Origin of the sequence: Leifsonia stereocauli (assembly GCF_038432415.1) — a bacterium.
GTDB classification, from domain to species: Bacteria; Actinomycetota; Actinomycetes; order Actinomycetales; family Microbacteriaceae; genus Orlajensenia; species Orlajensenia stereocauli.
Genome location: NZ_JBCAUN010000001.1, coordinates 1040669 through 1053083 on the forward strand (window position 1 = coordinate 1040669; position 12415 = coordinate 1053083).

Here is a 12415-nt window from a genome sequence, read left to right on the forward strand (position 1 = left end):
CTGACCGCGTAGCGTTGGAGCATGCCAGCGGATGCGACAGACCTGCCCCGCTTCGCAGGCGACGGCGTGCTCATCGCCGGCGGAGCGCGCGCCATCCTGCTGCAGCTCGCCTATCCGCCGGTCGGGCGTGGCGTCGTGGATCATTCCGACTTCGCCGGGCGACCGCTCGACAGGCTCTGGGCCACCCTCGCCTACGCCTACGCGATCGTCCACGGCACCGAGAACGACAGGGTGCGGGCTGTGCGCATGGTGAATCGCGCGCACTCCCCCGTGCGCGGTGCCGCCCGCGGTGATGCTCCGGCGTACAGCGCCTACGACCCGGAGCTGCAGCTCTGGGTGGCCGCGACCCTCTACGACACGGCCGTCGTCGTGCACGAGCAGCTGTTCGGGCCGCTCGAGACCGAGCAGGCCGACGCCCTGTACGCCGCCTACGCCGCGTTGGGAACCAGGCTCCAGCTGCCGCGGGGACGCTGGCCGGCCGATCGGGCAGCCTTCTCCGACTACTGGGCGGGGATGCTCCCCCGTCTCTCCGTCGACGCCGACGTGCTGGCCGTCTCACGCGAGCTGATGTTCGCCCGCTCCCTGCCGGCCCCGCTCGGGCTCGCGATGCCACTCGCCAGGCTCGTCACGGCCGGACTCCTGCCGTCGTCAGTACGCGCCGCCTATCGCATCCACTGGACGCCGCGGGCGGAGAGGCGCTTCCGTCGTGTCCTCGCCATGACTGGCGCGGTGTGGCCGTGGCTGCCGCGCTCGCTGCGCGAATGGCCGCAGCGCCGAAGCCTGGCGCAGATCAGGCGGGGCTGATCTGACGTAGGCGGATATCAGAAGAAGTCGGGATCGACCCCAGCCGCCTTCTCCACGTCGTCCGTGCGCAGGCCGGCGGCCTCGAGCTTGACCTTGGCCACTCGCAGGCCCGACTCCATCTGCGCGGCCCAGACGTCGGCCTCCTGCGCAGCGGTCTCGGCATCCTCGGCGCGCTGCACTGCAGCGGCGCGCTCCAGGCGCTCGTCCCGCACCTGCTGCATGCTCAGGGTGATGCCGTAGTAGGCCGCGACCATCGAGGCGACAGGGGTGGCGATCACGGCGAGTGCCGAGACCGCGGCGGAGCTGGGGCTGAAGATGATGAGCAGGCCGAAGGCGAAGAACAGCGCGACGACCCCGATGATCACGACGAGGGTGAGACGCATCGGCTGGTCCTGGAACCACGAGAAGGTCTTCCTCGCCGGCTTCGCCTCGCCGACGGATGCCGCAGGGACAGCGACGACCTCGGTGGGCGCGGATGCCGCTGACGACTCGGAGTCGAAGGTCGGAAGCGCAGTCGTCTCGTCGAGCGAGCGGCTGCCGACCGAACTCGACGCAGCGATGGGCGCCCCGGTCTCGGAGGTGGCCTGCTGGGTGTCTGACATGGTGACCTTTCTCGTCGGATGCGCTCGGGTCGCCTTGCCATTGTGTGCCCCGCACGGGGGGAGGTCAAGGACGCCTCGTGGCATGTCGGCGGCCCGGGTTACGCTGCCCGCATGACCCTTGTGAGCTTCGCCTGCGGCCATGGCGCACCGCCGACCGAACCCGGTTCCATCGCGCTCAGGCGCTCCTGTCCCCTGTGCATGCTTCTGCACGAGACGCACCGCACTCGAGGCGAGCTGGTGTCGCGCGCTGCCCCTCCCGCACGGGCATCCGTCGCCGTGGAGACCCGCCTCGGAGCTGAATTCCAGTGGCAGTGCGCCCGCGGTCACGACCGCTACGAGGCGAGCGTGATGGACGTCCTGACCGGCCCGAGCTGCCCGAAGTGCATCCGCAACGCCGAGGCGCCGACGGTCGCTCGCGACGGTGGAGTCGCCTCGATGAACGGCGGCCTGCGCACCCGCACCTCGCTCACCGAGCAGCGGCTTCGATCACTGCTCGAGGAGCGCATCCGCGTGCCCCGCGGCGTGAACACAGTGCGCGTCAACCGCATGTTCTACGGCAAGCAGGAGGTGTGGCCCGACATCCTCGTTCCGGCGCTGCGGATAGCCATCGAGTACGACGATCCCGGCCGATCCCGGCGCGCGCACCTCGGCCTGAAGGAGGCATCGGACCGCGAGAAGGACGACGCCCTCGCCGAGGTCGGGTGGGAGGTCATCCGGGTGCGGGCCGCGGGACTGGAGTCGATCGGCCCGAACAGCATCGTCTGCGCCTCGCTGACACCCCAGGTCGCGGACAGCATCGTGGCGCGCATGGCAGAACTCCGCGGTGACGACGCCGTCGACGCCCTGCGCGTGCGGCCGGCGTCCTAGTACCAGTTCCAGACGACCGAGTGGTCCCAGGCCCCGCACGGCGAGCCGTAGCGCTGGGCGATGTACGACAGACCCCAGTTGATCTGCGTCGCAGCGCTGGTGCGCCAGTCGACGCCTGCCGACGCCATCTTCTCGCCGGGAAGTGACTGCGGAATGCCGTATGCACCACTCGACGCGTTGTACGCGTCGGCGCGCCAGCCGGACTCCTTGTTCCACAGGCGCTGGAGGCAGCCGAACTGGTCTCCACCCCAGCCGTAGGCTCCGATGGCACCGGCGGCGTACGCCTGGGCCGCGCCGGGGTCAGAGTCCACATCCCCTGTGTAGATCGGGGTCGCTCCGCCCCCGCCCCCGCCGTCGCCGGCCGCCTCAGCGGCGGCCGCTGCCGCCGCTGCTGCTTCAGCCGCGGCGGCTGCGGCGGCGGCCTCAGCCGCCTTGCGGGCCGCTTCACCATCGGTGTAGCGCTTCTCGACGTCGGCGGCCTCCGCGGTGAGCGAGGCGAGTTGCGCCTGCAGCGTGGCGCTCGCCTCCTTCTGCGCGGCGAGTCTGGCGCCTGCCTCCTGCTCTGCTGCCTGGGCCTCCCCGAGTGCTGTCTGCGCGGCGGCGGCGAGCTTGTCGCGCGCCTTCTCGGCAACGGCGGCCTGCGCGCTGAGGGCGTCGGCCTCGTTGCTGCGGCTCTCGGCCCTGTCCTCCAGCCCAGCGGCCTGCTGGGTGAGCTTGGTCATCGCGCCGAGCCTGTAGAGCAGGTCGGTGTCGGAGGAGTGATCGAGCAGCAGTTGAACGGTCAGGCTCTCCGTGCCGCCCGACACCACGAGCTGCGATACGATGGCGCCATAGCGATCGTGCGCCTCCGCCGCCTCGGTGACAGCGATGTCGCGCTGGGCCACCAGCACGTCCGCGCGCTGGGTCGCGGCATCCAGCTCCGCCTTCGCCAGCGTGTACGCAGCGGCCTTCTCGATGGTGATCCGGCCGAGGCGGGCCGACTCCGCGGTGAGCGAGCTGATGAAATCGGAGATGCGGTCGACCTCGGCACTCGTGGCCGCAGCACTCGAGCGCGCTGCCTCCACCTCGTCCCAGGTCGGGTAGTCCTCGGCTGATGCTGCAGGGACGACGGCCAGCGCGAGGAGGCCGGCGGCAGCCAGGACGGCGATGACACGCGTTCTCAGACGCATCGCTCCCCCTCCCACGGTCCCGTCGACACTCGAGGCGCAACCGACGTGCGGCCGCCGCTCTGATCGAGGCTACGTCGCGCCCGCGCAGGGCTCCGCAGATCGAGCGGCGCGGCGCGAGTGGGCTCCTCTCACCTCGCGGTGCCTGGTCCTGCCGGATCGTCCTCCGCCGCATGCGGCGGCACCGGTCGCAGCCGGAAGAGCCGCACGGTCCGGCCGGAGCCGCGCTCGTAGGCTCGGTACCCGGGCCACTGCTGCTCGATGCGCGCCCAGACCGCGTCGCGCTCGTCGTCCCCGACGAGCTCGGCGTGCACGGGCATCCGTCGTCCCCTGATGCTCACGGCGGCGTCCGGATGCGCGATCAGATTGCCGGTCCACGCCGGATGCCGCTCGCGCGCGAAGTTGCTTCCGGCCACGATGCAGATCTCGCCGTCGGGACAGTACATGAGCGGCACGTCGCGCTGGAGTCCCGATGCCGCGCCCGTCGTGTGCAGCACCAGCGACGGCACCAGCAGGCCGCTCAGCTGCACGTGGCCGCGACTCAGCCAGGCCGTGGCACGCTCGAGCGGCGGCAGCAGTGTCGGTGCGGTGCGCCGGAACAGACCGGTGCGGGTCAGCGGTGCGACAGCGGCCCGCGTGACGTCGAGGAGACTCGCCATTCTCACATTCTGCTCCGGATAGGCTCGAACCATGACCTCTGCGCCCACCCGTTTCCTGCTCGTGCGTCACGGTGAGACCGACTGGAACAGGGCGGGCCGCGTGCAGGGCCACACCGATGTCCCCCTCAACGAACTCGGACGCTCCCAGGCTCTCGCTGCCGCCGAGCTCCTGAGCGGCGCCGAGCCGAGCCGCATCATCACCAGTCCGCTCGGTCGCGCCGCCGAGACCGCGGCCATCATCGCGGCAGCGATCGACGGTCCGGCCGTCGAGACGGAGGGCGACTTCATCGAGATGCAGTACGGCGAGGCCGAGGGCGCGGTCTGGCAGGAGATTCGTCACCTCTACGCTGACGGAGTCGTTCCCGGTGCCGAACCCCGCCCGGCAGTCCTGGAACGGTCGACGGCAGCGCTGCGCAGGATAGCCGCCGAGTCGACTGGGACTGTCATCATCACCAGTCACGGCGGTGTGATCAACGGTCTCACCCGCAACACCACATCGCCCGACGTCTTCCCCGGGTCGGCAGGCAACGGCTCGATCACCGAGTTCGCCGTGATCGACGACGACATCAGCTTCGTCAGCCGCACCCCGATCGAGGTCACGGTCGGCGCCGACGCCTGAGGCGACACCAGCGTCGACGCGCGAGTCAACGCCCCGTTCTGGGGTCGAGAGCTGAGGGCGCCTCAGCTATAGCGTGGCGACATGACCACCGAACCCGAATCGGTGCCGGATCGTGCCGCCCTGGCGGCAGCCGCCGCGCTCGGATTGATCTTCACCATCACCGGCGTACTACTGCTGGCGGCAGCATCCGTCGCCTCGCACCTCGTTCCGTCCATCCCCGAATGGCTCACGCCCACCATCGGCGCTGTGCTTCTCGCCGTCGGCGTTCCCGGGCTCCTGTACGGCCTGATCGGCATGCTGAGACGGCCGGAACGCCGCCGCATAGACCCGTTGGCCACCCGCATCCGCTGATCGAAGTATCCGAGCAGCGTCGGCGGCGACGCCTAGCGTGGTCGCCATGGAGCACCCCCGAACCTGCGGCATCACGCTGCACGACGGCTCGAACTGCTCGAGCATCGTGCCGGCGGATGCAGAACTGAACCTCTGCGACCAGCACCTGCTGGCAGCAGCCGACATCGCCGCGCGCGAGGTCGGCGTCACCGATCTGCTCCCCAGCCCCTGTCTCGCCTGCGGCTCGAGGCTCGGGGTGCACTACCCGTCGGGGTGGCTCTGCGCGGTCTGCGAATGGCGCCACGGCGAATTCCCCGATGGTGAGCTCGCTCCCCCGCGGCTCGACGTCGTCTACTACATCCGCTTCGGTGGGCTGATCAAGATCGGCACGTCGGCCAACCCCCGCAGACGCATCGCGAGCCTGCCCCACGATGAGGTTCTGGCGTTCGAACGCGGCGATCGCCGCCTCGAGCAGCGACGCCACGCCCAGTTCGCGTCGCAGCAGGTGAACGGCGGCGAATGGTTCCACGCGCACGAGGCCCTGCTGCGGCACATCGAGGTCGTGCGCGGAGGCATCGATCCGTGGGATGCCCACGCCCGCTGGCTCAGCTCGCTGCTCGCCCTGCGCGGCTGAATCGCAAGGGTCACGAGCCCAATGGATGCGCCGCGACGCCATCACACCGGACTCGCGCCCCCATGCGCTTCAGTCCATCTTCACTTCACGGCCGTGCGCACTGATCGCGTAGATCACGAGGACGTTCAGGGCGATGACCAGGATGGACCACACCGGCTGAGCCGGAACGAGGAGAAGCTGGCCGATGGCACTCAGCGACGCGAAGATGATCGCGACCACGCGAGCCCAGGTGGCTCCGACGAAGAGCGCGATCCCCGTGAAGATCAACACGAGGCCGATGAGGAGGTTCCACCACCCCCAGCCGGCGACGTCGAAGAGGAAGAGCCCGTCGTCCGTGACGAGGTAGTACGAGTTCGGGCCGATGAGCGCCACCGTTCCCTGCACTGCGCTGAAGATGCCGTTGAGAATGAGGATGATGCCGGCGAAGCCGATCCATCCCACCCAACCGGTTACTACTCTGCTTTCACTCATGATCCACCCGCTGTCATCGAGGTCCACCGCCGATCAGCCGGAGACGACCGGAACGGGAGGCGGGCGTCCGATCCCGCTTCACGCTGAAGGTACCGAGCCACGACGAGGCGACGCATCACCCGGATGGGATGAGTCGTCGCGCCCGGCAGGCGGACGGCGATCGGCTTCCACATCATCCGTATCGGGTGATGCGCGCCACCCGACGCCGGTCGTAGCTTCAAGGCGACGAGGAAGTATTCAGCTTCCCGCTGTGAAAGGACATGCCATGACCATCTGGGACTTCTTCGTCTGGTTCTTCTGGTTCTACATCGCGGTCTCGTGCATTGTGATCTTCATCCGGGTGTTCGTCGACCTCTTCCAAGACAAGGACCTCAACGGCTGGGCCAAGGCCCTGTGGGTCATTTTCCTCATCATCGCCCCGTTCCTCGCCGCCCTGATCTACCTGATCGCCCGTGGCCAGGCGATGGCGCAACGCAGCGCGGCGCGCGCACAACAGGCATCAGCAGCGTCCACCGAGTACATCCGTTCCGTTGCCGGCTCGTCCACCTCGGCGGCGTCCGAGATCGAGGCGGGGAAGAAACTCCTCGACTCCGGCGCGATCACGCCGGCCGAGTACGAGCAATTGAAGGCCAAGTCGCTCGCGAGCGCATAGGAGGCGTGAAGTCATGAACCCCGATCGTCACAGCCGCTCGATGCTGCCGATCCCCGACCGTCCAGCGCCGGGGCTGACGACATACGATGCGAAGGACCCCGACACCGCCTACCCGCCGATCGAGCCGCTGCTCCCGCCGGACGGCGCACCGAACGTGCTCGTGATCCTCCTCGATGACGTCGGGTTCGGCGCCTCGAGTGCGTTCGGCGGCCCGTGCGCGACGCCGAACGCCGAGAAGCTCGCGGCCGGTGGGCTGAAGTACAACCGATTCCACACGACCGCGCTCTGCGCTCCGACCAGGCAGGCCATGCTGACCGGCCGCAACCACCACTCGGTGGGAATGGGCAGCATCACCGAGACGGCGACATCCGCCCCCGGCAACAGCTCGCTCCGGCCGAACACGAAGGCGCCGTTGGCGATGACGCTGAAGCTGAACGGATATTCGACCGCGCAGTTCGGCAAGTGCCATGAGGTGCCCGTGTGGCAGTCCTCGCCGATGGGACCGTTCGACGCGTGGCCGTCTGCAGGAGGCGGTTTCGAGACGTTCTACGGGTTCATCGGAGGCGAGAACAACCAGTGGGAGCCGGCGCTCTACGACGGCACGACACCGGTGGAGCCTCCCGCCACATTCGAGGAGGGCTATCACCTCACCGAAGACCTTGCCGACCGGGCCACGAGCTGGATCCGCACGCAGAAGGCGCTCATGCCGGAGAAGCCGTTCTTCGTGTACCTCGCACCCGGAGCCACCCACGCTCCACACCATGTGCCCGCGGAATGGGCCGACAAGTACAAGGGCAAGTTCGCCGGCGGGTGGGACGCGCAGCGGGAGCAGACGTTCGCTCGACAGAAGGAGCTGGGTGTGATCCCGGCTGACGCCGAACTGACGCCCCGGCACGCCGAGATTCCGGCCTGGGAGGACATGCCCGACGAACTGAAGCCTGTTCTCGAGCGCGAGATGGAGGTGTACGCCGGGTTCCTCGAGCACACCGATCACCACGTCGGACGCGTGATCGACGCGATCGACGACCTGGGGATCCTCGACAACACGATCATCTACTACATCATCGGCGACAACGGTGCATCGGCCGAGGGCACCGTCAACGGCGCATTCAACGAGATGGCGAACTTCAACGGAATGGCAGCTCTGGAGACGCCCGAGTTCCTGGTGTCGAGGATGGCTGAGTTGGGCACCCCGTCGTCGTACAACCACTATGCCGTGGGCTGGGCCTGGGCGATGGACACTCCGTTCCAGTGGACGAAGCAGGTCGCATCACACTGGGGTGGCACCCGCAACGGCACGATCGTGCACTGGCCGAGCGGCATCGAGGAGAAGGGAGGGCTGCGCACCCAGTTCAGCCACGTCATCGATCTCGCCCCCACCATCCTGGAAGCGGCCGGCCTTCCAGAGCCCACGGTCGTCAACGGCGTCCAGCAGTCGCCCATCGAGGGCACGAGCATGGTGTATTCCTTCAATTCCCCCGACACTGCCGAACGACACGACCTGCAGTACTTCGAGATGTTCGGCAATCGGGGCATCTACTTCAAGGGCTGGAGTGCTGTCACGAAGCACCGCACCCCGTGGGTCATGGTCGGGGGAACGCTTCCGGCTTTCGATGACGATGTCTGGGAGTTGTACGACGGGTCAGTCGACTACAGCCAGGCGCGCGACCTCTCGGCCGACGACCCGGAGCGACTCCACGGTCTGCAGCGACTCTGGCTCATCGAAGCGACGAAGTACAACGTGCTTCCAATCGATGATCGCGGGGCCGAGCGGCTCAATCCCGAGATGGCAGGCAGGCCGACGCTCATCCACGGCAACAGCCAGACGCTGTTCGCGGGGATGGGGCGGCTCTCGGAGAGCAGCGTCGTGAGCATCAAGAACAGGTCGTTCTCCATAACCGCGGAGGTGGAGGTGTCGGCGTCCGGAGTGAACGGCGTCGTCATCGCCCAGGGTGGCCGGTTCGGGGGTTGGAGCCTGTACGCCAAGGCCGGGAAGGCGAAGTTCGTCTACAACGTCCTCGGCATCCACGAGTTCGCCACGGAGGCGACTGATCCGATTCCAGCCGGCACGCATCAGGTGAGGATGGAGTTCGCCTATGACGGCGGAGGACTGGCCAAGGGAGGCGACGTCACGATCTACTACGACGGAACCGCCGTCGGCACTGGGCGAGTCGGTGCCACACAGGCCATGATCTTCTCCGCCGACGAGACCACGGACGTCGGCTACGAGTCGGGTACGACCGTCGCGTCCGACTACACGGCCGAACGCAGTCGATTCACGGGCAAGATCCACTGGGTGCAGATCGATGTGGGCATCGAGGACAACGACCACTTCATCGATCCCGACGAACGCCTGCGCGTCGCGATGGCCCGCCAGTAGTCAGCCGATCGTGGTCACGTTTTCACCGGTTCGGGCCCGTGCCGGATGCGCTGCCCGGGCCGGGAGAAGACGTGACGCGGTGTTACCGCGTGAGCCGTCGAGAGGCATCGCGCCCGACTCCTCTCCGATGCCATACTGAACGAAAGCGCGTTCGGGAGTGCCTCGGGAGGCGCATGTGGTCGGACAATCTCCATCTGATTCGATGGTGGATCGCCCCCTGCTCAAGCGCCGCCTCGACGCTGCGCTCACCGTTCCGTTGACGCTCCTGGTGGCACCACCCGGCGCGGGGAAGACGGTCCTCCTCGACCAGTGGGCCGCCGATCATCCCGAACTCGCCTTCGTGCGGATCGACCTCGACTCGCTGGATGACGACCCTGTGCGCTTCGCCAGGCGTCTGTCGACCGCCATGACGACCGTGCACCCCGACATGGCGCAGCTGTCTCGGTTCGCAGCGCTGAGCGCCGGCGGCCTGGGCGGGCCGCTGCTGGCCGCCCTGTCCGCGGAACTGGAGTCGTTCCCCGAGACCGTCGTCATCCTCGATGATCTCCATCACCTGTCGAACGCCATCCTCTTGGCTGATCTCGGGCGCTTCATCGCGGCACTCCCGATGAACGTGCACGTCGTCATGTCGACACGTGTCGATCCCGCGATCCCCTGGAGTGGTCTGCGTCTGAGGAATCATCTCCTCGAGATCCGTCAGGACGCCCTCGCCATGACAAGGGAGGAAACCGCAGAACTGCTCACCAAGATCACCAACAACGTCACTTCACCGGCCGTGCTCGATGTGCTGGTCAGCCGTACGGAGGGATGGGCGGCCGGGGTCCAGCTCGCGGGGATCACCCTCAAGTACCACGACCGGCCAGACGAGTTCGTCGCCGAGTTCGGCGGAAGCGACCGATTGGTGGCCGAGTACCTGACCGAGGAGGTTCTCGACGCGCTTCCACCGAACGGCCGGGCGCTCCTGCTCAGGATGTCGCCGCTCGACACTATGACGGCCGACCTCGTCAATCACGTGCTCGGACGAGAAGACGCGCAGAGGCTCTTCGAACAGCTGCGGCACGAGTCCATGTTCTTCGTGCCGATCGACAATCGCCAGGAGCGGTTCAGGTTCCACCATCTCTTCCGCGATCTCCTTCGCTACAGGCTCCGGGCGGAGCGCGCCGATGAGGAGGCGGTGATCCTCGGGCGAGCGGCCGAGTACCACCTCAACCGCGGAGAGTTCGACGCCGGAGTCGAGTACCTGCTCCGGGCCAGGGACTGGGATGGCGCGATCGACGCGATCATGACCCGCGGCAGCGACATCTTCGAGCGCGGTGAGATGCGAACGGTGATCCGCTGGCTCACGACAGTGCCGGAGACTGCCCGCGCCCATCGACTCGATGTGGCACTCGAGCTCGGAATCCTGCTCGGAATGCAGGGAGCGGCCGCCCGCACGATCGACATCCTGGGTCGAGTGGCCGAGGACTCGAGGGCCTCGGTCGGCGAGAGGGCCATCGCGTACGCCTGGATGTCGGCGACGGTACAGTGGAACCCCCGGCCAGAGGATTCCATCCGAGCGGGCAGGCGCGCTCTCTCCCTCCTCGACGAACATCCCCACGCGTCAATTCCGAACGTCATGAGATTGAGCTCCCGCGGCCTGCTCTCCACCATTGCGACAGCATCCGTCGGGCGCGCACATTTCCTGAATGGCGACATGGCACAGGCCGACGCGTGGCTGAGCCGGGCTCTGGATACCGAGGGTGTCGCGTACCCGCCGTTCCGCGTCGGCCTGCTGGGCTCTCTCGCCCTTCTGCATGCGTGGTGCGGCCGGGCATCCGAGGCCGAACGACTGGCCGTGCAGGCGCTCGACGTGGCCGCAGTGACCGGCCTCGTCCTCCACCCGATCAGTGCTGACGCGCACTTGGCCCTGGCGATGGTCGCGGTCGACCGAGGACTGGAGGATGCCTCTGCCGCGCACCTCCAGGCGGGAGAACTTCGCGCTGAAGCGAACCACCGCACGCAACTGGCGTGGTTGGCCCTGTATCAACGCGCCCAACTGGCCGCCGGCGATGGACGCCTCGAGCAGACGCCCGATCCCGCGGACCGGTCGACACCGGGACCCGTGTCGAGTCCAGCCCCGGCTCTTCGAGATCGCCTCATGGCCATCCACATGAACGGGCTCCGGCGAACTGGTCGGGCCGCCGAGGCATTGCACTCCGTGGGAGACCCCATCCCGACGACACCCGCCATCTGTTTCGAGACGATCGCGGCCCACCTCAGTCTCGGCGACACCACGACAGCCGCCGGCATTCTGGACGCAGTGGCGGGGGTGATCGCGAGCGACGGACTTCGAGGCGAGATCCAGCTCCTCCTCCTGCGTGCATGGGCGGCCGAGGCAGAAGACGCGCATGACGAGGCGCTGGAGTTCATGGCGGAGGCCCTCGACAGGGCGGAACCGGAGCGGCTGGTGGCACCCTTCACCGCCGACGGCGGCCCGGTCGTACTGCGGCTCATCGACGAGCTCGCCGTCGACCGCGTCGGACTGGCCCAGGTCATCATGACGAGAGCACGACGCCTCGACTCGGGAAACACGAACGCGAAGCTCGCAGACCCCCTCACCGAGCGGGAGCTGGAGGTGCTCCGGTACCTCCCGGATCGAACGACCAATGCGGAGATCGCCGAGCTGTGCTTCGTGACCGTCAACACGCTGAAGACCCATATGGCGCACATCTACAGGAAGCTCGGCGTCACCGGCCGCAGCGCCGCGATCGATCAGGCTCGCCAGCTGGGACTTCTCGATCCCGTATCGGCACGCGCCGATCAGGTCAGGGTGACGCTTCGCTGACGTGCTTGACGGCCTCGATCTCGATGTTGAACGAACGCAGGAGGTCGAGGAGGCCGACCAGGCGAGCTTGATCGGGCACCACCCCGCGTAACCGGGTCGAACCGGCACTGCTCTCGATCACCTCGAAACCTGCGAGCTCATCAGTGATGAGTTGACCGACCTCTCCCCTGACGAGAATGTCGAAAGTCTCGGCGATCATGGCCGCTCCCGATTCCCTTCCCCGTCGTCCGGCCGATGCGGCGTGCTAGATGCGCCGACGCCGGCCCGGCGTCACCGCTGCGCCGACGACGGCCGCCTTCGCGACGGGAGAGGGCCCTGGGCGGACGGCCGCGCTGACGACGGCGGCCTTGGCGACCGGCGCGCGCACGACGCCGACCCGGCCGATTCTGGCTGGTCTGAGTGGCATG

General features: G+C 67.9%; 14 protein-coding genes. 8 read left to right on the forward strand and 6 right to left on the reverse strand.

The annotated features are described in order from the left end of the window. Positions 1 to 21: 21 nt before the first annotated feature. Positions 22 to 804 (forward strand): oxygenase MpaB family protein, encoded by a 783-nt coding sequence (locus AADV74_RS05105; RefSeq protein WP_342112412.1) that lies wholly within the window; start codon positions 22 to 24, stop codon positions 802 to 804. A 17-nt stretch (positions 805 to 821) separates the two neighbouring features. Here AADV74_RS05105 and AADV74_RS05110 read toward each other — a convergent pair whose 3' ends face one another. Beyond that, entirely contained in the window at positions 822 to 1406 is a 585-nt protein-coding gene (locus AADV74_RS05110; protein WP_342112413.1) for a hypothetical protein, read from the reverse strand. Positions 1407 to 1643: 237 nt separating this feature from the next. Here AADV74_RS05110 and AADV74_RS05115 point away from each other — a divergent pair, with 237 nt between their 5' ends. Continuing rightward, positions 1644 to 2273: a hypothetical protein gene (locus AADV74_RS05115; RefSeq protein ID WP_342112414.1), complete on the forward strand. Its 630-nt coding sequence runs from the start codon at positions 1644 to 1646 to the stop codon at positions 2271 to 2273. Here AADV74_RS05115 and AADV74_RS05120 read toward each other — a convergent pair. Together AADV74_RS05120 and AADV74_RS05125 are read right to left on the reverse strand one after the other, a co-directional pair. Continuing rightward, the gene (locus AADV74_RS05120; protein WP_342112415.1) at positions 2270 to 3442 is read right to left on the reverse strand and encodes a coiled-coil domain-containing protein; all 1173 of its coding nucleotides are present in this window, start codon (positions 3440 to 3442) and stop codon (positions 2270 to 2272) included. The genes AADV74_RS05115 and AADV74_RS05120 overlap by 4 nt on opposite strands. A gap of 128 nt (positions 3443 to 3570) precedes the next feature. Further along, positions 3571 to 4098, reverse strand: a complete 528-nt coding sequence (locus AADV74_RS05125) for a nitroreductase/quinone reductase family protein (protein ID WP_342112416.1) — start codon at positions 4096 to 4098, stop codon at positions 3571 to 3573. A 31-nt stretch (positions 4099 to 4129) separates the two neighbouring features. On the opposite strand from AADV74_RS05125, the gene AADV74_RS05130 reads away from it, so the two are divergent. The 3 genes from AADV74_RS05130 to AADV74_RS05140 all read left to right on the forward strand — a co-directional run bounded on the left by AADV74_RS05130 (position 4130) and on the right by AADV74_RS05140 (position 5681). Further along, on the forward strand, positions 4130 to 4717 hold the full coding sequence (locus AADV74_RS05130; protein WP_342112417.1) for a histidine phosphatase family protein: 588 nt from the start codon (positions 4130 to 4132) through the stop codon (positions 4715 to 4717). Positions 4718 to 4798: 81 nt separating this feature from the next. Continuing rightward, complete coding sequence (locus AADV74_RS05135; protein WP_342112418.1) at positions 4799 to 5068, forward strand: hypothetical protein; 270 nt, start codon at positions 4799 to 4801, stop codon at positions 5066 to 5068. Positions 5069 to 5114: 46 nt separating this feature from the next. Next, positions 5115 to 5681 carry a GIY-YIG nuclease family protein gene (locus AADV74_RS05140; protein WP_342112419.1) on the forward strand — a complete coding sequence of 189 codons (567 nt, stop codon included), beginning with the start codon at positions 5115 to 5117 and terminating at the stop codon, positions 5679 to 5681. Positions 5682 to 5750: 69 nt separating this feature from the next. On the opposite strand, the gene AADV74_RS05145 is transcribed toward AADV74_RS05140, so the two are convergent. Then, positions 5751 to 6152 carry a DUF7144 family membrane protein gene (locus AADV74_RS05145; RefSeq protein ID WP_342112420.1) on the reverse strand — a complete coding sequence of 134 codons (402 nt, stop codon included), beginning with the start codon at positions 6150 to 6152 and terminating at the stop codon, positions 5751 to 5753. Positions 6153 to 6417: 265 nt separating this feature from the next. On the opposite strand from AADV74_RS05145, the gene AADV74_RS05150 reads away from it, so the two are divergent. From AADV74_RS05150 to AADV74_RS05160, 3 genes are all read left to right on the forward strand, one after another. Next, a complete protein-coding gene (locus AADV74_RS05150) occupies positions 6418 to 6804 on the forward strand; it encodes an SHOCT domain-containing protein (protein ID WP_342112421.1) in 387 nt (128 codons plus the stop codon). A gap of 13 nt (positions 6805 to 6817) precedes the next feature. After that, positions 6818 to 9184 carry an arylsulfatase gene (locus AADV74_RS05155; protein WP_342112422.1) on the forward strand — a complete coding sequence of 789 codons (2367 nt, stop codon included), beginning with the start codon at positions 6818 to 6820 and terminating at the stop codon, positions 9182 to 9184. A 202-nt stretch (positions 9185 to 9386) separates the two neighbouring features. Continuing rightward, positions 9387 to 12008, forward strand: a complete 2622-nt coding sequence (locus AADV74_RS05160) for a winged helix-turn-helix domain-containing protein (RefSeq protein WP_342112423.1) — start codon at positions 9387 to 9389, stop codon at positions 12006 to 12008. Here AADV74_RS05160 and AADV74_RS05165 read toward each other — a convergent pair. Together AADV74_RS05165 and AADV74_RS05170 are read right to left on the reverse strand one after the other, a co-directional pair. After that, complete coding sequence (locus AADV74_RS05165; protein ID WP_342112424.1) at positions 11989 to 12207, reverse strand: hypothetical protein; 219 nt, start codon at positions 12205 to 12207, stop codon at positions 11989 to 11991. The two genes, AADV74_RS05160 and AADV74_RS05165, sit on opposite strands and share 20 nt — an antisense overlap. A gap of 45 nt (positions 12208 to 12252) precedes the next feature. Further along, positions 12253 to 12414: a hypothetical protein gene (locus AADV74_RS05170; protein ID WP_342112425.1), complete on the reverse strand. Its 162-nt coding sequence runs from the start codon at positions 12412 to 12414 to the stop codon at positions 12253 to 12255. Between the last annotated feature and the right edge of the window lies 1 nt (position 12415).

Coding starts and splice junctions, on each gene's coding strand:
- AADV74_RS05105 (WP_342112412.1), top strand. CDS start 22: ATGCCAGCGGATGCGACAGACCTGCCCCGCTTCGCAGGCGACGGCGTG.
- AADV74_RS05110 (WP_342112413.1), bottom strand. CDS start 1,406: ATGTCAGACACCCAGCAGGCCACCTCCGAGACCGGGGCGCCCATCGCT.
- AADV74_RS05120 (WP_342112415.1), bottom strand. CDS start 3,442: ATGCGTCTGAGAACGCGTGTCATCGCCGTCCTGGCTGCCGCCGGCCTC.
- AADV74_RS05125 (WP_342112416.1), bottom strand. CDS start 4,098: ATGGCGAGTCTCCTCGACGTCACGCGGGCCGCTGTCGCACCGCTGACC.
- AADV74_RS05130 (WP_342112417.1), top strand. CDS start 4,130: ATGACCTCTGCGCCCACCCGTTTCCTGCTCGTGCGTCACGGTGAGACC.
- AADV74_RS05135 (WP_342112418.1), top strand. CDS start 4,799: ATGACCACCGAACCCGAATCGGTGCCGGATCGTGCCGCCCTGGCGGCA.
- AADV74_RS05140 (WP_342112419.1), top strand. CDS start 5,115: ATGGAGCACCCCCGAACCTGCGGCATCACGCTGCACGACGGCTCGAAC.
- AADV74_RS05145 (WP_342112420.1), bottom strand. CDS start 6,152: ATGAGTGAAAGCAGAGTAGTAACCGGTTGGGTGGGATGGATCGGCTTC.
- AADV74_RS05150 (WP_342112421.1), top strand. CDS start 6,418: ATGACCATCTGGGACTTCTTCGTCTGGTTCTTCTGGTTCTACATCGCG.
- AADV74_RS05155 (WP_342112422.1), top strand. CDS start 6,818: ATGAACCCCGATCGTCACAGCCGCTCGATGCTGCCGATCCCCGACCGT.
- AADV74_RS05160 (WP_342112423.1), top strand. CDS start 9,387: ATGGTGGATCGCCCCCTGCTCAAGCGCCGCCTCGACGCTGCGCTCACC.
- AADV74_RS05165 (WP_342112424.1), bottom strand. CDS start 12,207: ATGATCGCCGAGACTTTCGACATTCTCGTCAGGGGAGAGGTCGGTCAA.
- AADV74_RS05170 (WP_342112425.1), bottom strand. CDS start 12,414: ATGCCACTCAGACCAGCCAGAATCGGCCGGGTCGGCGTCGTGCGCGCG.